This is a genomic window from Streptomyces spinosisporus, from assembly GCF_022698145.1.
Classification (GTDB): domain Bacteria; phylum Actinomycetota; class Actinomycetes; order Streptomycetales; family Streptomycetaceae; genus Streptomyces; species Streptomyces spinosisporus.
This window is the reverse complement of the sequence record NZ_JALDAX010000013.1, coordinates 226,951-247,287: the sequence shown is the minus strand read 5'-3', so window position 1 is coordinate 247,287 and position 20,337 is coordinate 226,951. Positions and strand designations below refer to the sequence as shown.

Sequence of the window (20,337 nt, the reverse complement as noted above, 5' to 3'; positions counted from 1 at the left end):
GGGTCCGCCGAAGAGCAGCTGCTCCGACTCGGAGACCTCCGGTGTGATCCTGCCGCCGCGCCTTCGCCGCCCGCCCTGTGATGCCGCCACCGCCGGCCCCCCGATCCTCGTCGACGAACGGCCACTATCGCCGGGCCGGGACCCTCGGGGGAGAGCGCATGTCAAAAGGGGTGAGCGCGCGGGCGCACGCCTCGGGGCGCCCGGTGGTCAGGCGGTCACGGTCTACGCGACGGCCGACCGGGACCAGGTCGGGGTCGTCCCCGTCACCAGGCACACGGCCAGATACAGCGGGATCGGCGGGGTGTACGGCACCGTGCCGGTCGGCCGGTGGATGAGGTCGGGGACCGCCGGGGCGTCCGGAACTACCGCCCCGGCGGCGTACTGCGTGGGCGCCGGCCACTCCAGCGCGTAGTCGGAGTCGGACGGGACGAGCCACCACCAGTGCGTGTCATCGGCGTACACACACCCCACACGTGGCAGCCGCGGCAGCACCAGTGGGCCGAGACGGGCGGGAATCTCCACCGCGTCGCAGCCCAGCGGGGCCGTCATGCCGTCGGGCACCTGCAGCCGCCGGGGCGTACCCGGCGTGTGCAGACCGCGCCGCAGTCGGACGAGCGTGTCCAGGCTCAGCACCTGGCGGCCGGACCCTGCCCTCACCGCCATGTGCCTCCTGTCCCGAACCGTCCGTGTGCGTCCGTCCCGTCCTCGTCCCCCGGGCCGCCGGCCGAGCCCGGCTTGGGGCGGGCTCCCCAGCCCAGGTCGTTGCAGGGCCCGCAGTCGTGGCCCGGAACGGGCTTGCGCGGCAGCTCCGCCCAGACCAGCAGTCCCGGGCCGTTCTCATGCGCGCCCCATGCCTCACAGAGCGCGTCGATGAGGAGCAGTCCCCTCCCGTGCTCCTCCTCGGGCCGCGCGGGCGAGGGATGGGGTTCGCCCGGCGCGCAGCCCTGGTCACGCACGGTGATGCGCACCAGTTCGTCGCCGTCGTGCAGCTCGCAGACTATGTGGCTGCTCGCCGTGTGCACGAGGGCGTTGGTGACCAGCTCGGAGATCACCAGCGCGGCGGTGTCACAGATGTCCTCGCACACCGACCACACGTTCAACCGGGCCCTCGTCAGGCGTCTGGCCTGCGCTGGAGAGCCCGGATGTGCGGCCAGCTCGAAACGGAACCGGCGTTCGGCGGCGGCCCTGTCGGGCGCCACCTCCGCGGCGGTACCGAGACCGGGCAGGCGGCCTGCGGCAGCGTCTGTTCCTAAGGGCGCGGACGGAATCACGCTTGCCACTATCGCCCCGCCGTGAACACTTGGCAAGTGTCACTCTGAAAAATGCAGAGTGCTGTGTGACGCTGTGAAATGCCGTGGCACACTGCTCGCAACAGCATCTTGAGCGGCGCCAGTTGGGATCAACGGAGATCCGTACAGGTCTTCGAATGGGTCTTCGAATGGCGCCGTATGGCTGTGAGCATGCTGGTGCGGCAGGCCAGGGCCCTGGTGGCCGCCCTGTCGGCGACGACAGGGACGTACACGACGTGGTGGAGGTGGAGCGTGAGCGAACCGCGGTCCGCGCCGACGGTCGGTCAAGTCGTCCTCGGTCGCCGTCTGCTGGATCTGCGGGAGCGCGCGGGGCTCAAGCGCGAGGAGGCCGCCCGCATCCTCCGCGTCGCCCCGGCGACGGTCCGCCGCATGGAGATGGCGGAGGTCTCCCTCAAGATCCCCTACCTGCAGTTGCTGCTGAAGTCCTACGGCGTCTCCGACGAGGAGGCCGTGGCCTTCGTGCAGTTGGCCGAGGAGGCCAACAGGCCCGGCTGGTGGCAGCGGTTTCACGACATTCTGCCGGGCTGGTTCTCCATGTACGTCAGCCTGGAGGGGGCGGCCGCCCTCATCCGCTCCTACGACCCGCACTTCGTGCCTGGCCTGCTGCAGACCGAGGACTACGCGCGCGGAGTGCTCAAGCTGGGCGCGATCGGTCAGACCAGGCCTGAAGACATCGAGCGCCATGTCGCCCTGCGCATACAGCGCCAGGAACTGCTCACACGTCAGGGAGCGCCCCGTTTCTGGGCCGTCATGGACGAGACCGCATTGCGCCGCCCGGTGGGCGGCCCGGAGGTGATGCGTGCTCAGATCGACAGACTGCTCGACGCCACGAAGCTGCCCAACGTGACGCTGCAGGTCGCGCCCTTCACCAACGGGCCGCACCCCGGCACGTACGGGCCCTTCGTGCTGTTCCGATTTGCCATGTCAGAACTGCCGGACATGGTCTACAGCGAGTACCTGACCGGCGCGGTCTACCTCGACGCGCGTTCCGAGGTGGCGACCCACCTCGAGGTCATGGACCGCATGGCGGCGCAGGCCGCTACGGCACATCGCACGAAGGAGATCCTCCGGGATCTCCGCAAGGAGTTGTGAATGGATCGCATCAAGCCGCGCAAACACGTCTACAACGGCATGCCCGCGCGGGAGTTGGGCAGCGAGGGCTGGCACAAGCCGTGGAGCGGCGGCAACGGCGGGAACTGCCTGGAGGCGATGAAGCTCGCCGACGGCCGGATCGCCGTCCGCCAGTCCACCGACCCGGACGGCCCGGCGCTGATCTACACCAGCGACGAGATGACGGCCTTCATCGAGGGCGCCAAGGCGGGTGAGGCCGACTTTCTGCTGTCGTGAGGCCCGTTTTTCAGCTTCTGTTGTTCCGTCACATCCCTACCACCCTTGATTTGGCACTGAGTTGACCTTGATTTGCGGCAGACATCCCTGGAGTCCGTCATGACCGGGCAGCAGCCCCCGCCGACGATCGACACGAGCAGACCCCACCCCGCCCGGATGTACGACTGGTACCTGGGCGGCAAGGACAACTACCCGGTCGACGAGGCCATGGGCCGCCAGATGCTCGCCCTCGACCCGCGTGTGCCGGTGATGGCGCGGGTCAACCGGGCCTTCATGCACCGCACCACACGCTGGCTGGCCGAGCACGGGGTGCGGCAGTTCCTCGATGTCGGCACCGGCATCCCCACCGAGCCCAACCTCCACCGGATCGCCCAGGAGATCGCACCCGAGGCCCGCGTCGTCTACTGCGACAACGACCCGATCGTGCTCGCCCACGCCGCCGCCCTGCTCAAGGGCACGGACGAGGGCGTCACGGAGTATCTGCAGGCCGACGTCCGCGACCCGGACGCCGTCCTGGCCGGTGCACGCGCGACCCTGGACTTCGACCGCCCGGTGGCCCTCTCGCTCATCGCGCTGCTCCACTTCGTCTCCGACGAGGACGGCGCACACGAGCTGGTCGGCCGGCTGCTGTCCCAACTCCCCTCCGGGAGCTACCTGGTGGCAAGCCATGCGACCGCCGACTTCACCCCCGAGGAGTCGCGGGCCGCGACCGAGAAGCTCAAGGCGGCGGGCGTCACCCTGGCCCTGCGCTCCCGCGAGGAGTTCACGCGCTTCTTCGACGGCCTCGAACTCGTCGAACCCGGCGTCGAGGTGCCGCACCTGTGGCATCCCGAACTGGGCGAGCCGGTTCCCGGTCAGGACGACGGGGTGATCCCGGGGTACGGGGCGGTGGGGCGCAAGCCGTAGTCCGTACGTGCTCGTGGCGCCGGGTCGTGTCCCCGCGGCCCGGCGTACGTCACACCCACGACCACATGCGCCGTGGGGCGTCCACCAGCCGGCTGACCACCACCACCGGGAGCGGTGGCTGCTCGGCCCTGGTGGGCGTGAGGTTCAGGCCGTAGTAGATCTGCTCGATCGACGGCGGTCCGACCGCGAGATTGCGGCGGACCGCCGCCGCGGACGACTGCTGTCCGGTCTGCACGAGATACGCCGCCGCCATCGTGCCCGTACGGCCGACTCCGGCGCCGCAGTGCACGAACACCTTCCCCTGCGCCCGCGCGACCACGTCGAGGAGGCGCCGCACCTGCTCGGGCCTGGGTGTCTGCCCGTCGCGGATCGGCAGCCGCACGGTCTTCAGACCGGCCCGGCCGGGTCCCGCGAGCTGTGCCGCGCTCAGGTCCTCCGCGCGCAGGTCGACGACCGTCGTGAAGCCCATGCTCGCCAACGCGCGGTAACCGGCGGGGGAGGGGGCGGCGCCGCGCCAGAGCCGGCCGTCGACGTCCACGGGCTGGAAGTGGTGGACGCCCTGCAGCGTGCGGGTCCCGGGCGGCGCGGGCGTCTCCTCGCGGGCCCAGTACGACAGGGCCAGGATGCCCAGGGCGCCGGTGGCCCACAGTGCGACGTATCCGACGGCCGCGGCCATGAGGATCCGTAGCGTGCGCCGTGCGAGGGGGCGCTTGCGGAAGGCAGGGCGGGGCAGCGTTGCGGTGAGAACAGCCATGGGCGACCGACGGGGTGGGGGACGGGGAGCCCTCGCATGGTAGCCCGCACCCGGGATAACCGTCTTGTCCGTGTACGTGTGTGTATGCAGGTCTTACAGGGTGCGAAGGCGGGCGTTCGTCTCAGTCGTCGTCCGCGTCCGCGTCTCCGATGGCCATCACCGTGAGGTGGGCGCGGTCGAGGGTCGCGTCCTCCAGGCAGCCGCGCAGCCGCATCCGGTCGTGCGGGGTGAGGGCGGGCCGTACGACCCCGGCGTACACGCCGTCGCCCAGGTCGGCGAGCGCGGCGTGACGCAGCGGTACGGACGTGGAGTCACGGCAGCGCTCCCAGACCTGCTCCGCGGCGAGGGCGCGCCGGTCGGCCGTCGCGGCCGTACCGCCGCGCATGTCCACCTGGAGGAGCACGGAGGTCGCCTCGTTGGCGGCGGCCGCCTCCTCCCGGGTCTGGGTGAGCTGGGCGAGCCCCACGACGAGCGCGGTGAGCAGGGCGGCACCTACCACGGTCACCACCGCCACGCGCGCGACACGGCGCGGTGAGCGCGCCGGGCCCAGCGGCGGCAGGTCCTCCAGGTCGTCGTACACGGCCGGGCCCGGCGCCGACAGGACGGCGAGCCGCCCGGCGAGCCGGCGCTCCGCCGGCCGCGCGGTCGCCGACGCGATCCGCTGCACCACCCAGGCGAGCCCGGACAGCAGCACACCGGTGACCATGAGGACCGGCACGAAGACATACGTACGGTCCACCGAGTCGTCGAGCCACCGGAACCGGCCGCCCGGCTCCCGCGCGGGCTCGGCGCGCAGCCGCGCCAGTACGTCGTCCTGACGCGCGGCCGCCTCCCGCTGCCGCCGGTCGCTGTCGCGCAGGCGTTCCTCGATCCGGGTCAGCCGCCCCAGCAGCACGATGCCGAGCAGCATCACCTCGACGACCAGCAGCAGCACCCCGCAGAGCATGGCCCGCTGCCACTGCCACCGGTACAGGTAGACGACGAGATAGGTACCGGCCCCGGCCGCGGCCAGACCTCCGAAGACGTAGGCGATCCTTCTCATGGCGTGTCCCCCGGTTGTATGTGGCCCGGTTGTACGTCCCCCGGTCGTACGTCGCCCGGTCGCACGTCGCCCGCCGTGCCGTCGACGGTGAGCCGGGAACCGGGCGGGAAGCGGTGCACCGCGTCCGTGGCGCCGACCACCGCGGGCAGCCCGAACTCCCTTGCCAGCACGGCGAGATGGGACAGTGGGCTGCCGGTCTGGGCGACCAGCGCGGCGAGCCCGGGCAGCAGCGGCGCGAGCGCGGGGTCCAGGGTGCGCACGACCAGGACCGCGTCCGGCGGCCGTGGGCCCGTCCCGTCCCAGACCGTGCCGACCGCGCGGCCCGAGGACACGCCCCGCGTGCCGTCGCCCGACCGGTCCGCCCGCTCGGCGACGACCACGCCGTCCGCCGCGAGCCGGAACGCGTCCGGAAGCGGCGGCGACGCGGGGTCCGGCACGCGCGCGTGCAGATCGGCGGGCAGCGGGGCCCCTTCGAGTACGGCGGCCAACTCCCGCCAGCGCAACAGCCCGACGCGCTCCACATCGAGCCCCAACCGCGCCCCGGCCTCCCGGACCAGCCGCACCTGCAGTTCCTGTATCCAACGAATCCGCAGGCGGAGGGATTCGCGGGGTGGGAGGTTGGGGGTGGGGTGGGGTTTGTATGTCCGGGGTGGGAGGTCGGCGGTGGGGTGGGGTTCGTGGGGGTGCCGGGCGGGTTCGGGGTTTTGGGCGAGCTCCCTGTGGCGGGCCGGATTGGTGTTTGGGGCTGGGTGCGTGTGCGGGGCCGGTTTCGTGTTCCGGGCAAGCTTCGTGTGCCCGGCGGGCTCCGTGTGCCGGGCCGGCACCGCGTTCCGGGTCTGCTCGGCGTGATGCCGTTCATCGGGTTCCCGGCCCAGGTCTGCCGTCGTCTGCCGTCGTTGAAGCGGCACGCTCTGTTCGTCCGGCAGGCGGCCCGGGCCTCGTAGGGCCGGGGCGGTGAGCGCGAGGATCACCGGGTCGGTGGCGGTCACCCGGTCGTCGGGGACGCCGCGGGCGCGGGCGTCGGCCAGGGCGGTCAGTGCGGCGCCCGCGGCGGTGCGGCGCTGCGCAGTGTCGCGCAGAAGCGCTCCCGCCAGGGCCTCCTGCGCGTGCAGGGAGACCAGGACGGCACGGCTCCAGCGAAGGGCGGTGACGAGTTCGGCGCGGGAGGAGTCCGCGGGCGGCGGGATCTCCGCGAGCTGCCGGTCGACGTCGGCCAGGAGATCCGTCGCCAGGCCGGGCAGCGCAGCGCCGAGGCGGCCCACCCGCCAGGCTGCGGCCAGCCTGCGCGCTCCCGGCGCCGGGTTGAGCAGCGCCAGCCAGCGGTGCTTCGGCGCCACGGCTCCCAGCAGGCGCAGATCGGCGGCGGCTCTCCCGCCGACGGTCGTGACCACCGGCTGCGTCCGCAGCAGCCGGCGCGACGCGCTGCCGCCGATGTCGAGCGAGGCCGCGAGCCCGCGGGCCATGGGCGCCACCCACAGATCGGCCTCCAGCGGTGTCAGCTGCCCCGGCAGGGTCTCCGCGACCGGGCCGGGCCCCAGCAGCCGTGCCCCGCGTGCGGGCCGCGCCGCCATGGCGGTGATGGGGCGGCTCTGGAACAGCCACAGCCGTCCCTCCCCGTCGAACCCGAACTCGATGTCCTGCGGCCCGCCGAACACCCGCCGGGCCCTGCGGGCGAGCCGCGCCAACCGTGCCAGTTCGGTGCGCGTGAGCGGCGAGTCCGCGTCCGACGGCTCGGTGCGCAGCAGCCGCCCGTACCGGTTCAGCCAGTGGTTGGTCCCCGCCTGCTCCCCGCTGACCAGGCCGTCCGGGCCGCCCCACACCACGCTCACCAGCATCCGGTCGGCCCGCCCCTCGACCGGATCGGCGCCGAACATCACCCCGCCGATGCGCGCGGTGAGCATCGGCTGCACCAGCACGGCCATGGGCGCCGTGGACCCGTCGGGCCGCCGGGCCGAGTCGAGGACGGTGCGTACGGCCTCGCGGAAGGCGCGCCAGCCGCGCACATCGAGCACGGAGGCGAACTGGCCCGCCAGCGACGACTCCTCCGTGTCCTCCTGCGGCGAGGAGGAGCGCACGACGAGCGGGCGGGCGCCGCCGTCGGAGAGCTCCTGCCAGGCGCGCCGCAGGGCGACGGTGTCCTCACCGCCCCCGTGCGGGATCACGAAGCCGGGCAGAACGGGCAGCCCGGCAGCGGCTGCACGGGCGAGATTCGCGGCCTTGGACCCTGTGTGGTCGGAGAGTGCGGCACCGGGCAGATCCAGCGGGACGGTGGCCGGGCCCCGAGTCCCGGTCGGATCGAGGGCGATCTCGCCCCTGCCCCCGTCCCCGTCTCGTGCACCCTCTCCGTGACGTTCGTCGAGAGTTGTCATCGACACCCTCCAGGACCGGCCGCCAACAGGGGGGACGCGCGGGGGTGGCCCTGCGCCTGACGGCGGAACGAAGGATGGGGCGGCCGCAGTGGGCGGGGACCCGGCCGAACGCGGCACGCCTCCTTCTACGAGGATCCCACCGCCGTTCGGATCCCTGTAGCCCAGAAGCCACTTTTCGGACAACTCAAAGCAGAAATCCAGAACGGGCATGAGGCCGCACCCCAGCCTCGTCCCCCGGCAGCAGCCCTCACCTCGTCCCCGAGCAGGACCGACCACCGCGGACGCTCCTCCGGAGGCAGGACCGTGTCTGGTGGGGGCTGCATGGCGATCGGGCGGTGGCGGAAGATTCCAACGGCTCCGCGCTGCACGGCCGCAGTGACCGACGGCCGGCACCCGGACAGTCCCCACCGCTCCGGGACTCCTCCGGAGGCGGGTCCCCGGCTGGTCCGGCGCTCCTCCGGAGGCAAATCCCCGGCCGGTCCGCTGTCTTCGGCCATCGGGCGGTGGCAGGAGGCCCCACCCGGTCGGCTATGCACCGCCTCGGCCGGTCGTACGGTCCGATCGGCGCGGGCGGCCGCGAACTGCCGGTCGGACAGCTGTCGATCACTCGCAGCAGCCCCCCGGCTGGTTCCCGCGCAGGCCCCGCCGCCCCGGCACTTTTCCGAAGGCGGGCCCCCGGCCCGTTTGGGCTGCACGGCCGTCGGGCGGTGGCGGAGGTCCCGGCCGGTCCGCACTAACACCGCCATCGGCCGGTCGTACGGTCCGATCGGCGCGGGCAGCCGTGATCTGCGGGTCGGACAGCTGTCGATCACCTGCAGCAGCCCCCGGCTCGTCCCTGCGCAGTCCCCGCCCTGGCACTTCTCCGAAGGCGGCCCCCGGCCGGTCCGCGCTGCACGGCCGTCGGGCGGTGGCAGGAGGCCCCGGCCGGTTCGCTATGCACCGCCTCGGTCGGTCGTACGGTCCGGTCGGCGCGGTCCGCGTTACACCGCCATCGGTCGGTCGTACGGGCCGATCGGTGCCGGTAGTTGTGAGCTGCCGGTCAGGTAGCTGTCGACGGCCGCCGCCACGGCGCGCCCCTCCGCGATCGCCCACACGATCAGCGACTGCCCGCGTGCCGCGTCCCCGGCCGCGAAGACCCCGGGCACGTTCGTCGCGAAGGAGGCGTCGCGGGTGATCGTGCCGCGCGGCTCCATCGCCAGGCCCAGCTGGTCGATGAGCCCGTCCCCGCGGTCGGGTCCGGAGAAGCCGAGCGCGAGCAGCACCAGGTCGGCGGGGAGCGTCCGTTCGCTGCCGGGCAGCGGGCTGCGCGCCGCGTCCACCTCGACCAGGTGCAGCGACCGCACACATCCCGAGGCGTCCCCCTCGAAGCGCAGCGTGGACGCCGCGAACAGCCGCGCGTCCACGTCCGCCGCAGGCGCCGTCCGCAGATCGCGGGCCTCCTCGTGGGCGGCCGACATCCGGTAGATCTTCGGGTACGTCGGCCAGGGCTCGATCTCCTCGTCTCGGTCGGCGCCAGGCTGGGCGTAGATGTCCAACTGCGTGACGGACGCCGCCCCTTCACGCACCGCGGTCCCCAGGCAGTCCGCCCCCGTGTCGCCGCCGCCGACGATGACGACATGCCTGCCCGCGGCGGACATCGGCGAGGTCTCCAGGTCCCCCTCCCGCACCCGGTTGGCCAGCGGCAGATACTCCATCGCCTGCACCACCCCGGCCAACTCCCGCCCGGGTACGGACAGTTCACGCCACGCCGTCGCCCCCGTGGCGACCACCACGGCGTCGTATCGCGACCGCAGCTCCACCGCCCCGACATCCCGCCCGACCGCCGTCGACGTACGGAACTTCGTCCCCTCGGCCCGCATCTGCTCCAACCGCCGGTCCAGATGGCGCTTCTCCATCTTGAACTCGGGGATGCCGTACCGCATCAGCCCGCCGAGCCGGTCGTCCTTCTCGTACACCGCGACCGTGTGCCCCGCCCGGGTCAACTGCTGCGCCGCCGCCAGCCCAGCGGGCCCCGACCCGACGACCGCGACCGTCCGCCCGGAGAGCCGGTCCGGCGGCTGCGGCGGCGCGAAACCCGACTCCCAGGCCTTGTCGGCTATCGCCACCTCGACGTTCTTGATGGTGACCGCCGGCTGGTTGATGGCGAGCACACACCCCGCCTCGCACGGCGCGGGACACAACCGCCCGGTGAACTCGGGGAAGTTGTTCGTGGCGTGCAGCCGGTCGGCCGCCGCCCGCCAGTCGTCCCGGCTGACCAGGTCGTTCCACTCCGGGATCAGATTGCCCAACGGGCACGCGTCGTGGCAGAACGGGATACCGCAGTCCATGCACCGGTCCGCCTGCTTGCCGATGATGGGCAGCAGCGCCCCGGGGACATAGACCTCGTGCCAGTCCCTGACCCGCTCCTCGACCGGCCGTCGAGGCCAGTCCCGGCGAGGCGTGGTCATGAATCCCTTGGGATCGGCCATGGCCGTCTCCCTTGCCTACGCAAGCCCTCTTCCGGCCACGATACGACTCCGGGGCCACCCCCGCAGAGGGGTGGAGCGCCGCCGGTGCGCTCACCTCAGCGCCAGCACGTACGCCACTGCCGCTCCCGCCGACGCGACCGTGCGAACGTGGTTCCAGAAGGTCCATTCGCGCACATACGAGGGCCAGTACGCGGCCGCTTCCGGAGTGCCCGGATCCAGCCTGAGCAACGCGTCGTTGCGCGGCACGTTCGCGACCATCGTCACCCCGAACGAACCGAACAGATACAGCGCGCTGCCCAGCAGCAACTCCACCTTCCCGTCGCCCGGCCACAGCACGAACGTCACCACGGCGAGCACCGCACACAGCACCGCCGACCCCACGAACACCAACATGAACGCCGGCATCACCGCCGTCACATTGATCGCGTTCATCGCCGCGACACCCTGCGCGGGCGGCAGCGACGCCAGCCCCCTCATCACGAACGTCGAGAACCCGCAGAAAACCCCCGCCACCAGGCCCGTTCCGAGCACGCCCAGCACCGTCAGCCACAGATACGGTCCATCGATCATGTCGTCAACTCCCGCGTCGAGCCGAGATCATCCCCGGCACCTCCCGTCACTTCAAGTGAATTGCCGTACCGACTCGGTGACCATGGCCGAAGAACGCAGGCACATACGCAGACGTCCAGCACGCCCACCCAGGCCCCATCTCTCGTCAACCCACCTCTCCCTGACCCGCCTCTCCTCAACCCGCCTCTGGTCAGCCCACCTCTCCTCGACTCGCCTCTGGTCAGCCCGCCCCTCCTCGGCCCGCCCCTCGTCAACCCGCCTCCTCCCTCTGCGCCTGCCAACCCCGCAACACCGTCTCCACCGCCGGCCTGATCCGCCGCCGGGCCTCGTGCCGCGGCACGCCGCTCATCAGCAACTGGTCGTAGGGCGTGTCCAGATGACGTACGGAGGCCACGACCGCCGAGACCACCGCGCCTCTGGACAGCGCGCGCCCCGCCGCGCTCCGGCCCACCCGTCCGCTGCCCCGCACCGAGGCGTGCGCCGCGACCGCCAGGGCCCGCTCCGCCGGGCACCCGGGATACAGCCGCCGTATCTCCGCCGCGAACGCCTCCGTGAACCGCACGTCCTCCGCCGCCCGGCGCCGCGCGTCCCGCACCCGGCGCCGCCGTCGCGCCTCGGCGTCCGCGAGGCATCGCTCCTCGGCACGGGCCAGCCCCTCCTCCTCGACCAGGACGCCCTGCCGCTCGTACCGCGCCTTGCGCCGGTTGAAGCGGACCACGACCGCCGACAACGTGCTCTCCTCGCGTGACCGCCGCGTCAGCGCGGTGTCGCCGCGCGGCAGGAACACCAGATGGCCGAGGTCGGCACAGTCGAGACACCGCGGTGCCCCGTCCTCGAGCACGAGCAGCGCCAGCGGCCCCGCGTGACACTCCGTGCACATCCGTCTCTTGAGCGGCTGGAAGACGAGAAGCCCGGTGCGGGCCCCGGGAGTTGCAAGACGTGCCATGACTGATTCATTCCCCCTGACCGGACTTCGGATCACCCCGATCTCCCCCTGTGCCTGTCCGCCCTGTGCCTGAACCGCCCTGTGCCTGCCTCGTCCTGTGCCTGCCTCGTCCTGTGCCTGCCCGTTCTGCGCATCCCGTTTGTGCATCCCGTCCAGCGGCCGGCGCATGATGGCCGTGTGCGACTGGAAGCGATCACGTGGGACCGGCTCGGCGACCTCATCGCCGAGCGTCTGCTCGACCTCGAACCGGCCGACGGCAGTCCTTGGCCCCGGGTCGCCTTCGACGGAGCCCCCGCGGCCGACCCGGGAGACCTCGCGGAGCGCGTCGCCGAGGCCCTGCGGATACGCGGCCGCCCGTCCCTGACCGTGGCCGCCGAGGGGTTTCTGCGACCCGCCTCGGTCCGGCTGGAGTACGGCCGCCACGACATCGACGCCTACTACGACGGCCGGCTGGACACCGGCGCCCTGTGGCGCGAGGTCTTCGGCCACCTCGAACCCGGCGGCGACGGGCGTGTGCTGCCGGACCTGTGGGACCCGGTCACCGACCGAGCCACCCGCAGCCCCTACGTCCAACTCCCGCCCGGCGGCTTCCTGTTGCTCCATGGTCCCCTCCTGCTGCGGCACTGGTTCCCCTTCGACCTGACCGTCCATGTCCTCCTCTCGTCCGGCGCTCTGCACCGGCGCACCCCCGAGTCCGAGCACTGGACCCTCCCCGCCTTCGAGCGCTACGAGGACGAGACCGACCCGGCCGGCACCGCCGACGTCCTCGTACGCGCCGACGATCCGCGCCGCCCGGCGTGGCGGGGGTGAACGCCGCTCACCGCTTTTATATGCGCGTGCATGCAGTTAGCCTGTCCCCATGACGCCCTCCCCGAGCGATCCGATTCCTCTCACCGATGCCGTCCGCGCCCTGCTGGACGGCAAGAACTTCGCCAGCGTCGCCACCCTCGGCCCCGACGGCGCCCCCCAGAACTCGGTGGTCTGGATCAAGCGCGACGGCGACACCGTGCTCTTCTCCTCCACCGACGGACGCCAGAAGGTGCGCAATCTCCGCCGCGATCCCCGTGTGAGCCTCTCGGTCTTCGACCTCGCCGACCCCTACACCTCGGCCGAGATCCGCGGCACCGCCGAGATCCTCCCCGACGAGGGCAAGCGGCTCCCGCACGAGCTCTCGCACAAGTACCTCGGCATCGACCCGCCCGCAGAGAAGGACGACGAGGTCCGCGTCATCATCCGCGTCGTCCCGCACAGGATCGTCGGCTTCTCGGTTTGACGCGGCACTGAACGCCCCTCGCCCGGCCTTTCCGGTTCGTCTGTTACCGCGCGGTTCCGGGTGCACCGGGCGAGCCGCGCCGCGAGAATGTAGGGCGCCGGGACTAGCGGTGCGTCCCGCGCCGCGCCGGCCGTCCGGCACCGGGAGGTACCCCATGACCACTGCCGGAGACATCATGCACCGTGGCGCCCAGTGGATCCCCGCCCACGAGACGCTGGACCGCGCGGCCCAGCTGATGCGTGAGCTGAACGTCGGAGCCCTGCCCATCAGCGACGAGAACGAGCGGCTGTGCGGCATTCTCACCGACCGCGACATCGTCATCGGCTGTGTGGCCATGGGCCACGACCCGGCCCGGGTCACCGCGGGCGAGATGGCCCACGGCACCCCACGCTGGATCGAGTCGGGCGCCGATGTGGGCGACGTGCTCCGGGAGATGCAGGACCACCAGATCCGCCGGCTCCCCGTCATCGAGAACAAGCGGTTGGTCGGCATGATCAGCGAAGCCGACCTGGCCCAGCATCTGACGGAGGACCAGATCGCCGACTTCGCCCACAGCGTCTACGCCAGGTCGACGACGAGCTGACCCGTCCGGCGAGGCACGTCACAGCCAGCCGTTGCGCCTGAAGCCGCGGTGCAGAACCAGACAGGCGATGGATATGACGCCGAGGACGAGGGGGTAGCCGAACGTCCAGTGCAGTTCCGGCATGTGATCGAAGTTCATGCCGTACACACCGCACACCATCGTCGGAACGGCGATCACCGCGGCCCAGGCCGTGATCTTGCGCATGTCCTCGTTCTGCGCCACCGTGACCTGCGCGAGATGGGCCTGCAGGATCGAATTGAGCAGTTCGTCGAAGGAGGCGATCTGCTCCTTCACCCGCATCAAATGGTCGAGGACGTCCCTGAAGTAGGCCTGTATCTCCGGGGGCACCACCCGGATCGGCCGGGTCGCGAGATCCTCGACCGGGCGGGTGAGCGGCACGACGGCCCGCTTCAGCTCGAGGAGTTCGCGCTTCAACTGGTACATCCGGCCCGGGTCCGCCCGCGCGCCGTTCTCCGCGAACACATCCATCTCCACCTGGTCGATGTCCGCCTGGACCGCGTCGGTGACCTGCAGATAGTCGTCGACCACATGGTCCGCGACCGCGTGCAGCACCGCCGCCGGCCCCTTGGCGAGCTGATCCGGATCGGACTCCAGCTCCTCGCGCAGCGGACCGAGGGAGCCATGCCTGCCGTGCCGGACCGTGATCACGAAGTCCTCGCCGACGAACACCATGATCTCGCCGGTGTCGACCACCTCGCTCGTCGCCGTCAGCTCCTCGTGCTCGACGTAGCAGACGGTCTTGAACACCGCGAACAGCGTCTCGTCGTACCGCTCCAGCTTCGGACGCTGATGGGCCTCGATCGCGTCCTCGACCGCCAGCGGGTGCAGGTCGAAGAGCTCGGCGATGCCCGCGAACTCCTGGTCCGTCGGTTCGTGCAGCCCCAGCCACACGAACCCGTCACCGTGCTTGCGCACCCGCTCCACGGCGTCGACCAGGTCGCTGCCGCCCGGCACCCGCTCGCCCTCCCGGTAGGTGACGCAGTTGACCACGGAGGAGCCCAGAGGGGAGCGGGCCGGGTGGCTCAGGTCGACGCGGGGGCGTCGCCGGGCCAGCCGTGCCACCTTGCGGAGGCCGCCGACCCTGCTGAGGTGCGTGACCTTCCGCAGATTCCCTGCCATGGACATCTGGATCTCCTTGCGTGGATCTCCGGGCTCGAAGCGCGGTCGGCAGCCCGCCGCGGTGGTGAGCTGCCTTCGTGTGCCGTGGCGCGTCAGTTTGCCAGGTCTGTGAAAGCGGCGAGTGAGCCTGTGGGAGCACTGCATTCCGCTTGGTTCCCGGCTGTGGACAACCGGCGGCTGACGGCGCGCGGACGACTGCGATGATCGCGGTATGACGCAATCCGAGGGATATCTGCTCGACAACCGGCAGACCGAGGCGGGGGAGCGCTTCGACGCCTTCACCACCCTCTTCGACCCCACGACCTTCCGGCACCTCGAAGGGCTCGGCCTCGGCTCCGGCGGGCGCTGCTGGGAGGTCGGCGCCGGCGGTACCTCGGTGGTGTCCTGGCTGGCCGCGAAGGTCGGTCCGGAGGGAGAGGTCGTCGCCACCGACATCGACACCTCCCTGCTAGCCTCCGCGGCCCGCCCGCCGGTGCGTGTGCTCGTCCACGACGTCGGCGCCGAGGAACCGCCGGGAGAGGGCTTCGACCTGGTGCATGCCCGGCTCGTCCTGGTCCATGTACCGGACCGCGAAAGAGCTCTGCGGTCCATGATCGAGGCCCTGCGCCCCGGTGGCATGCTCCTCATCGAGGACGCCGACCCCGCCCTGCAGCCCCTGGTCTGCCTCGACGAGCACGGCCCCGAGGAGCGGCTCGCCAACCGTCTGCGCCAGGGCTTCCGCCGACTGCTCGCCGACCGGGGCGCCGACCTCTCCTACGGCCGCCGCCTTCCGCGCCTGCTGCGCGAGGCCGGACTGCGGGACGTGGAGGCCGACGCGTACTTCCCGCTCACCTCCGCGGCCTGCGCCGCCCTGGAGTCGGCGACCGTCCGGCAGATCCGCGACCGTCTCGTCGCCGCCGGTATCGCGACGAACGAGGACGTCGACCGTCATCTGGCGAATGTCGCGGCCGGCGGGATGGACCTGGCCACGGCCCCGATGATCTCGGCGTGGGGACGCAAGGCGTAGCGGCGGGAGCCGACGGGCATGGGGGCGGGAGCCGCCGGGTTTCGTGCCGCCGGACCCTTGCGGCCCGCGGAGGACCGCACCAGCCTGAAAACATGACGGACAACACGGCACGTCTCGACCATGTCGTCCTGTGGGTGCAGGACCCGGTCGCCTCGGCCGACTTCTACGAGAAGGCGGTCGGGCTGCGTCCCCTGAGGATCACCGAGTTCGCGGCGGGCGAGGCCTCCTTCCCCTCGGTACGGCTCAACGACGAGACCATCCTCGACCTCATGCCCCATGCCATGGCGCAGGGCATGAAGATGGTGCCCGGGGCCGCCGACAGCTCGGGCCACCCGGTCAACCACGTCTGCCTGGCCATGCCCCGCGAGGAATTCGACGCCCTGCACAGCCGCCTGGAGGAACGCACCGTCCCCGTCTCCGAGTTCTCCTACGACTCCTACGGCGCCCGCGGAATGGCCCGGCGCAGCTTCTACTTCCGCGATCCCGACGGCAACATCTTCGAGGCCCGGCACTACGACTAGCGCAGGACGGCGTCCGCCCGGGCAAGAGGGTGCCCATGCGCGTGTGCGCGTGGGCACCTTTTGTTCCTGTGTTCCTCGCCGGGTTCAGACGGGCTGTACCCCCTTCAGCACGCCGTGCGGGTCGAGTACGTACTTGCGGCTGGCGCCCTGGTCGAACTCGGCGTAGCCGCGCGGCGCGTCGTCCAGGCCGATCACGGTCGCGTTGACTGCCTTGGCGATGTGCACACGCCCGTGCAGGATCGCCATCATCAGGCCCCGGTGGTACTTCATCACCGGGCACTGTCCGGTCGTGAAGTGGTGGCTCTTGGCCCAGCCCAGGCCGAGCCGCACCTTCAGCGTCCCGGACTTCGCGTCCTCGTCGATCCCGCCGGGGTCGTCCGTGACGTAGAGACCCGGGATGCCGAGGGCGCCACCCGCGCGCGTGATGCCCATCAGGGAGTTGAGCACCGTGGCGGGCGCCTCCGGAGCGTCCTTGCCGTGGGCTCGTGCTTCAAAGCCGACCGCGTCGACCGCGGCGTCCACCTCGGGCTCCCCGAGGATCTGCGCGAGCTGGTCCTCGACGCTGCCCTTCGAGACGTCGACGGTCTCGCACCCGAAGCTGCGCGCCTGGGCGAGGCGTTCGGGGTTGAGGTCGCCGACCACGACCACGGCTGCACCCAGCAGCTGCGCGGACGCGGCCGCCGCCAGGCCGACCGGCCCCGCCCCGGCGATGTACACCGTCGAGCCGACCCCAGCGCCCGAACTCACCACGCCGTGGAAGCCGGTCGGGAAGATGTCCGACAGCATGGTCAGATCGAGCAGCTTCTCGCGCGCCTCGTCCCGGTCGGGGAACTTCAGCACGTTGAAGTCCGCGTAGGGGACCATGGCGTACTCGGCCTGACCGCCGACCCAGCCGCCCATGTCGACATAGCCGTAGGCCGCACCGGGGCGGGCCGGGTTGACGTTCAGGCAGATGCCGGTCTTGCGTTCCTTGCAGTTGCGGCACCGCCCGCAGGCGATGTTGAACGGCACGGAGACGATGTCGCCGACTTCGACGAACTCGACGTCCGGACCCCTCTCGACGACCTCCCCGGTGATCTCGTGTCCGAGGACCAGCCCCTCCGGCGCGGTCGTCCGCCCGCGCACCATGTGCTGGTCGCTTCCGCAGATGTTGCTGGCGAGGACCTTGAGGATCACACCGTGCCGGACCTTGCGGCCGACATTGTCCGGTGCCACCCCCGGCCCGTCCTGGAGTTCAAGCGTCGGGTAGTCGATGGTCCTTACTTCCACCGCTCCCGGCTTGAGATACGCGACTGCCCTGTTTCCGCTCATGCGTGATCGCCGTCCCTTCGGCTCCGATTCCTCGGATGCCAGTGGCTGTGCGCATGGCGGAGTCTGCTACTGCCGTCCGCTCCCGGCCACCCCTCGCGCACCCCCTCAGAACAGGGGCTCGGGGAGCACTCCCTCCAGGGCTAGCAGCTTGCGCTTCGTCTCCAGTCCGCCCCCGAACCCGCCGATGCCGCCGTCGCTCTCCACCACTCGGTGGCAGGGCACGACGACCGGCAGCGGGTTGGACCCCATCGCCGTCCCGACCGCCTGGGCCGCACCCGGCTGGCCCACCCGCCCGGCCAGATCGCCGTAGCCCACGACCGCGCCGTACGGAACGCCGACGGCCAGCTCGCGCAGCACCTGCCTGTTGAAGCCGGAGATCAGAGACCAGTCCAGCGGCAGCTCGAAGTCGCGCCGCTCGCCCGCGAAGTACGCCCGGACCTGTCGTATCGCCTCGGCCAGCAGGGGTGAGTCCGGTGCCTCGACAGGCTCGCTGCCCAGCCGGGACGCGAGCCGGCCGAGCGCCTTGTCGCGCACCGGGTCGGTGGCGTGGAAGACGACGTTGACCAGGCCCTCGCGGGTCGCGGCCAGCAGCAGCGGACCGATCTCCGTGCCGAGCACCGCCCACACGACCTGCTGTTCGTACTGCCCATCGCTGTCCATGCGCCCACCGTACGGCCCGCCACTGACAACGCCCGGGGGAGCGGCGGGGCTCAGGGGTTCTGCAGCGCGTCCCGGACGACGTCGGGCTTGTCGGTGATGATGCCGTCGACGCCGTACCCGGCGACCTGGCGGGCGCTGTCCGCGTCGTCGACGGTCCAGGCGAAGACGCCGAGCGGCCGGCCGTGCGGTCCCGCGACGGAGTGTGCGGCGGAGACGTAGCCCCGCGAGATCGTGCCGTACGAGGGATTGATCCCGTCGGTGAAGGCGGCGTAACCGGGCAGGTCCGCGATGCGCGGGGTACCGAGGAAGGCCGTCGTGACGGCGGGCCTCAGCTCATGGACGGTCCGCAGGCTGTCCGCGCTGAAGCTCTGTACGACCAGCCGGCCGGTCAGATGCGGCCGGTCGAGCCAGCCCTCGTTGCCGAGGAGCTTCAGGATCTGCTGCTCGATGCCCGGGTACAGCTCGGGATTCTTGATCTCCAGGACCAGCTTCTGGCGGTTGTACTCGACGCGGCGCATGTACTGCTCCAGCGTCGGCACGCGCGTGCCCGCGAACCGCGAGTCGAACCAGCTGCCCGCGTCCAGGCGCGCGATCTCGGCAGCGGTGAAGTCCTTCACCTTCCAGGGCGCCCGCCCGGGGAAGACCCTTTTCACGTCCGTGGTGCGCTGGAGGCTGTCGTCGTGGATGACCACGAGTTCGCCGTCTCTGGTGCGCTGCACGTCGTTCTCGACCCAGGGGATCCCGAGCTCGGCCGCCCTGTCGATGGACGCGAGCGTGTTCTCGGGCGCCTGTGCGGAGGCCCCCCGGTGAGCGATCACCAGCGGCCGCGCACCGGTGCCGCCCGCCCTGACGGGGGAGTCCGCGTGGGCGTGGGCACCGGCCCGGGCGTCGGACCCGGGCATCAGCAGGGCGGCCGCCCCCAGGAGCGCGGCGGTGATGGCGGCGACTGCGCGCGCGTACATGCGTACCCCTCACATCGGTTGATCACGGACAGATCAACTGTGACAGCAGAGCGTGAACGCTGCCGGGGTGCAGAATGGCCACACATTGAATGGTGTTGCCCATGACCGCTCACTGGTGCCGCACAAGTGGGGCAACGCCGTGTTTCTTTGCCGGAAAATCGTTCGACCATTCCGGTGGGAGTCATACTCTCTGCCTCAACCCTGACCGCTCGGGCGGTCCTGGGAGGGGGCGTATTTCGGCGGGTTACGGGACGAAGAGGGCGGGAAGGGCAGCCGCGCATGCAGGGCACGGTCGACGGATTCACCTACGGACTCGTCACGCCGGTGGTGGCCTATCTCATGGCCTCCCTCGGAGGCGCCCTCGGCCTGCGCTGCACCACCAGATCGATGCTCGTGGCGCAGTCCTGGCGCCCCGGCTGGCTCGCCCTCGGCGCGGCGGCCATCGGCTCCGGCATATGGACCATGCACTTCGTGGCGATGATGGGCTTCACGGTCGAAGGGGCGCCCATCCACTACGACAGACCGATGACCTTCGCCAGCCTCGGGGTCGCCATAGTGATGGTCGGCGTCGGGCTCTTCATCGTCGGCTACAAGGGCGCCAAGGGGGCGGCCCTGTTCACCGGGGGCACGATCACCGGCCTGGGCATCGCGTCCATGCACTATCTGGGCATGGCCGGGATGCGCCTGAACGGCAGGTTCGAGTACAACACGGTCACCGTCGCCGTCTCCGTCGTCATCGCGATGTGCGCCGCGACAGCCGCCCTGTGGGCGGCCGGGCAGGTCAGAGGGTTCCTGTGGAGCGTCGGCGCGAGCCTGGTCATGGGGCTCGCGGTCAGCGGCATGCACTACACGGGCATGGCGGCCCTCAGCGTCCACCTCCACCATTCCGGCGCTCCCGTCACCGGTGAATCGCCCGCCTCACTGCTGTGGCCCATGCTCGTCGGCCCGCTCGCGTTCCTCGTCATCGCCGGTGTGGTCGTGATGTTCGACCCGATGCTGGTCATGGGCAAGCCCGACTGGACCCCCGTCGAGCACAAGCCGGGTGTCCCGGCCCATCCGGCGGTCCACCACCCGCCCCGCCGCCGGCCGCTCCGCCCCGTCCGGCACCAGGGCCGGCGCACCTCACGCACCCCGCAGAACCGCTGACCGGACCGCGTTGTCAGTGCCGG

Annotated in this window: 21 protein-coding genes; 9 read left to right on the top strand and 12 right to left on the bottom strand. The window is 71.5% G+C overall.

The genetic code is table 11. The features are described 5' to 3' along the window. Positions 1 to 222: 222 nt before the first annotated feature. Together MQN93_RS30265 and MQN93_RS30260 are read right to left on the bottom strand one after the other, a co-directional pair. Positions 223 to 663, bottom strand: a complete 441-nt coding sequence (locus MQN93_RS30265) for a hypothetical protein (RefSeq protein WP_242712037.1) — start codon at positions 661 to 663, stop codon at positions 223 to 225. Continuing rightward, positions 654 to 1,280 (bottom strand): ATP-binding protein, encoded by a 627-nt coding sequence (locus tag MQN93_RS30260; RefSeq protein ID WP_242712036.1) that lies wholly within the window; start codon positions 1,278 to 1,280, stop codon positions 654 to 656. The genes MQN93_RS30265 and MQN93_RS30260 overlap by 10 nt, the downstream gene beginning before the upstream one ends. Positions 1,281 to 1,541: 261 nt before the next feature. Here MQN93_RS30260 and MQN93_RS30255 point away from each other — a divergent pair, with 261 nt between their 5' ends. The 3 genes from MQN93_RS30255 (at position 1,542) to MQN93_RS30245 (ending at position 3,563) form a co-directional block, all read left to right on the top strand. Continuing rightward, on the top strand, positions 1,542 to 2,402 hold the full coding sequence (locus tag MQN93_RS30255; RefSeq protein WP_037783015.1) for a Sco1979 family transcriptional regulator: 861 nt from the start codon (positions 1,542 to 1,544) through the stop codon (positions 2,400 to 2,402). Further along, positions 2,403 to 2,657, top strand: coding sequence for a DUF397 domain-containing protein (locus MQN93_RS30250; RefSeq protein WP_016436072.1), 255 nt, complete (start codon positions 2,403 to 2,405; stop codon positions 2,655 to 2,657). It abuts the gene before it with no gap. Positions 2,658 to 2,756: 99 nt separating this feature from the next. Then, complete coding sequence (locus MQN93_RS30245; RefSeq protein ID WP_242712035.1) at positions 2,757 to 3,563, top strand: SAM-dependent methyltransferase; 807 nt, start codon at positions 2,757 to 2,759, stop codon at positions 3,561 to 3,563. Between the two features lie 49 nt (positions 3,564 to 3,612). On the opposite strand, the gene MQN93_RS30240 is transcribed toward MQN93_RS30245, so the two are convergent. The 6 genes from MQN93_RS30240 to MQN93_RS30215 all read right to left on the bottom strand — a co-directional run bounded on the left by MQN93_RS30240 (position 3,613) and on the right by MQN93_RS30215 (position 11,712). Continuing rightward, positions 3,613 to 4,239: a protein-tyrosine phosphatase family protein gene (locus tag MQN93_RS30240; protein ID WP_242712034.1), complete on the bottom strand. Its 627-nt coding sequence runs from the start codon at positions 4,237 to 4,239 to the stop codon at positions 3,613 to 3,615. A gap of 199 nt (positions 4,240 to 4,438) precedes the next feature. Next, a complete protein-coding gene (locus MQN93_RS30235; RefSeq protein WP_242712033.1) occupies positions 4,439 to 5,359 on the bottom strand; it encodes a hypothetical protein in 921 nt (306 codons plus the stop codon). Continuing rightward, positions 5,356 to 7,728, bottom strand: coding sequence for a PEP/pyruvate-binding domain-containing protein (locus MQN93_RS30230; RefSeq protein WP_242712032.1), 2,373 nt, complete (start codon positions 7,726 to 7,728; stop codon positions 5,356 to 5,358). The genes MQN93_RS30235 and MQN93_RS30230 overlap by 4 nt, the downstream gene beginning before the upstream one ends. 980 nt (positions 7,729 to 8,708) lie before the next feature. Further along, positions 8,709 to 10,196 (bottom strand): glutamate synthase subunit beta, encoded by a 1,488-nt coding sequence (locus tag MQN93_RS30225; protein ID WP_242712031.1) that lies wholly within the window; start codon positions 10,194 to 10,196, stop codon positions 8,709 to 8,711. A 90-nt stretch (positions 10,197 to 10,286) separates the two neighbouring features. Further along, positions 10,287 to 10,766, bottom strand: coding sequence for an anthrone oxygenase family protein (locus MQN93_RS30220; RefSeq protein WP_016436078.1), 480 nt, complete (start codon positions 10,764 to 10,766; stop codon positions 10,287 to 10,289). A gap of 250 nt (positions 10,767 to 11,016) precedes the next feature. Then, the gene (locus tag MQN93_RS30215) at positions 11,017 to 11,712 is read right to left on the bottom strand and encodes a DUF2293 domain-containing protein (protein WP_016436079.1); all 696 of its coding nucleotides are present in this window, start codon (positions 11,710 to 11,712) and stop codon (positions 11,017 to 11,019) included. 177 nt (positions 11,713 to 11,889) lie between these two features. Between MQN93_RS30215 and MQN93_RS30210 the strand changes: the two genes are divergently transcribed. From MQN93_RS30210 to MQN93_RS30200, 3 genes are all read left to right on the top strand, one after another. Further along, entirely contained in the window at positions 11,890 to 12,522 is a 633-nt protein-coding gene (locus MQN93_RS30210; protein ID WP_037782638.1) for a nucleoside/nucleotide kinase family protein, read from the top strand. A 49-nt stretch (positions 12,523 to 12,571) separates the two neighbouring features. After that, positions 12,572 to 12,985 (top strand): PPOX class F420-dependent oxidoreductase, encoded by a 414-nt coding sequence (locus tag MQN93_RS30205; RefSeq protein ID WP_242712030.1) that lies wholly within the window; start codon positions 12,572 to 12,574, stop codon positions 12,983 to 12,985. 154 nt (positions 12,986 to 13,139) lie between these two features. Beyond that, positions 13,140 to 13,568, top strand: coding sequence for a CBS domain-containing protein (locus MQN93_RS30200; RefSeq protein ID WP_016436082.1), 429 nt, complete (start codon positions 13,140 to 13,142; stop codon positions 13,566 to 13,568). Positions 13,569 to 13,586: 18 nt separating this feature from the next. Here the strand turns inward: MQN93_RS30200 and MQN93_RS30195 are convergent, their stop codons facing one another. Then, a complete protein-coding gene (locus MQN93_RS30195; RefSeq protein WP_016436083.1) occupies positions 13,587 to 14,714 on the bottom strand; it encodes a magnesium and cobalt transport protein CorA in 1,128 nt (375 codons plus the stop codon). Between the two features lie 205 nt (positions 14,715 to 14,919). On the opposite strand from MQN93_RS30195, the gene MQN93_RS30190 reads away from it, so the two are divergent. Together MQN93_RS30190 and MQN93_RS30185 are read left to right on the top strand one after the other, a co-directional pair. Then, positions 14,920 to 15,714, top strand: a complete 795-nt coding sequence (locus MQN93_RS30190; RefSeq protein WP_242712029.1) for a methyltransferase — start codon at positions 14,920 to 14,922, stop codon at positions 15,712 to 15,714. A gap of 92 nt (positions 15,715 to 15,806) precedes the next feature. Then, positions 15,807 to 16,235 (top strand): VOC family protein, encoded by a 429-nt coding sequence (locus MQN93_RS30185; protein ID WP_242712028.1) that lies wholly within the window; start codon positions 15,807 to 15,809, stop codon positions 16,233 to 16,235. Between the two features lie 84 nt (positions 16,236 to 16,319). On the opposite strand, the gene fdhA is transcribed toward MQN93_RS30185, so the two are convergent. The 3 genes from fdhA to MQN93_RS30170 all read right to left on the bottom strand — a co-directional run bounded on the left by fdhA (position 16,320) and on the right by MQN93_RS30170 (position 19,168). Then, positions 16,320 to 17,546, bottom strand: a complete 1,227-nt coding sequence (gene fdhA, locus MQN93_RS30180) for a formaldehyde dehydrogenase, glutathione-independent (protein ID WP_016436086.1) — start codon at positions 17,544 to 17,546, stop codon at positions 16,320 to 16,322. 105 nt (positions 17,547 to 17,651) lie between these two features. Further along, the gene (locus MQN93_RS30175) at positions 17,652 to 18,206 is read right to left on the bottom strand and encodes a methylated-DNA--[protein]-cysteine S-methyltransferase (protein ID WP_242712027.1); all 555 of its coding nucleotides are present in this window, start codon (positions 18,204 to 18,206) and stop codon (positions 17,652 to 17,654) included. A 50-nt stretch (positions 18,207 to 18,256) separates the two neighbouring features. After that, positions 18,257 to 19,168: a glycerophosphodiester phosphodiesterase gene (locus tag MQN93_RS30170; protein WP_242712026.1), complete on the bottom strand. Its 912-nt coding sequence runs from the start codon at positions 19,166 to 19,168 to the stop codon at positions 18,257 to 18,259. A gap of 279 nt (positions 19,169 to 19,447) precedes the next feature. Between MQN93_RS30170 and MQN93_RS30165 the strand changes: the two genes are divergently transcribed. Beyond that, positions 19,448 to 20,314 (top strand): MHYT domain-containing protein, encoded by an 867-nt coding sequence (locus MQN93_RS30165; protein WP_242712025.1) that lies wholly within the window; start codon positions 19,448 to 19,450, stop codon positions 20,312 to 20,314. Positions 20,315 to 20,337: the final 23 nt, after the last annotated feature.

What these genes read in the sequence shown, in the direction of transcription:
- MQN93_RS30265 (WP_242712037.1), bottom strand. Translation starts at nt 663, where the DNA reads ATGGCGGTGAGGGCAGGGTCCGGCCGCCAGGTGCTGAGCCTGGACACG.
- MQN93_RS30250 (WP_016436072.1), top strand. Translation starts at nt 2,403, where the DNA reads ATGGATCGCATCAAGCCGCGCAAACACGTCTACAACGGCATGCCCGCG.
- MQN93_RS30245 (WP_242712035.1), top strand. Translation starts at nt 2,757, where the DNA reads ATGACCGGGCAGCAGCCCCCGCCGACGATCGACACGAGCAGACCCCAC.
- MQN93_RS30240 (WP_242712034.1), bottom strand. Translation starts at nt 4,239, where the DNA reads ATGGCCGCGGCCGTCGGATACGTCGCACTGTGGGCCACCGGCGCCCTG.
- MQN93_RS30235 (WP_242712033.1), bottom strand. Translation starts at nt 5,359, where the DNA reads ATGAGAAGGATCGCCTACGTCTTCGGAGGTCTGGCCGCGGCCGGGGCC.
- MQN93_RS30230 (WP_242712032.1), bottom strand. Translation starts at nt 7,728, where the DNA reads ATGACAACTCTCGACGAACGTCACGGAGAGGGTGCACGAGACGGGGAC.
- MQN93_RS30225 (WP_242712031.1), bottom strand. Translation starts at nt 10,196, where the DNA reads ATGGCCGATCCCAAGGGATTCATGACCACGCCTCGCCGGGACTGGCCT.
- MQN93_RS30220 (WP_016436078.1), bottom strand. Translation starts at nt 10,766, where the DNA reads ATGATCGATGGACCGTATCTGTGGCTGACGGTGCTGGGCGTGCTCGGA.
- MQN93_RS30215 (WP_016436079.1), bottom strand. Translation starts at nt 11,712, where the DNA reads ATGGCACGTCTTGCAACTCCCGGGGCCCGCACCGGGCTTCTCGTCTTC.
- MQN93_RS30205 (WP_242712030.1), top strand. Translation starts at nt 12,572, where the DNA reads ATGACGCCCTCCCCGAGCGATCCGATTCCTCTCACCGATGCCGTCCGC.
- MQN93_RS30200 (WP_016436082.1), top strand. Translation starts at nt 13,140, where the DNA reads ATGACCACTGCCGGAGACATCATGCACCGTGGCGCCCAGTGGATCCCC.
- MQN93_RS30195 (WP_016436083.1), bottom strand. Translation starts at nt 14,714, where the DNA reads ATGTCCATGGCAGGGAATCTGCGGAAGGTCACGCACCTCAGCAGGGTC.
- MQN93_RS30190 (WP_242712029.1), top strand. Translation starts at nt 14,920, where the DNA reads ATGACGCAATCCGAGGGATATCTGCTCGACAACCGGCAGACCGAGGCG.
- MQN93_RS30185 (WP_242712028.1), top strand. Translation starts at nt 15,807, where the DNA reads ATGACGGACAACACGGCACGTCTCGACCATGTCGTCCTGTGGGTGCAG.
- fdhA (WP_016436086.1), bottom strand. Translation starts at nt 17,546, where the DNA reads ATGAGCGGAAACAGGGCAGTCGCGTATCTCAAGCCGGGAGCGGTGGAA.
- MQN93_RS30175 (WP_242712027.1), bottom strand. Translation starts at nt 18,206, where the DNA reads ATGGACAGCGATGGGCAGTACGAACAGCAGGTCGTGTGGGCGGTGCTC.
- MQN93_RS30170 (WP_242712026.1), bottom strand. Translation starts at nt 19,168, where the DNA reads ATGTACGCGCGCGCAGTCGCCGCCATCACCGCCGCGCTCCTGGGGGCG.
- MQN93_RS30165 (WP_242712025.1), top strand. Translation starts at nt 19,448, where the DNA reads ATGCAGGGCACGGTCGACGGATTCACCTACGGACTCGTCACGCCGGTG.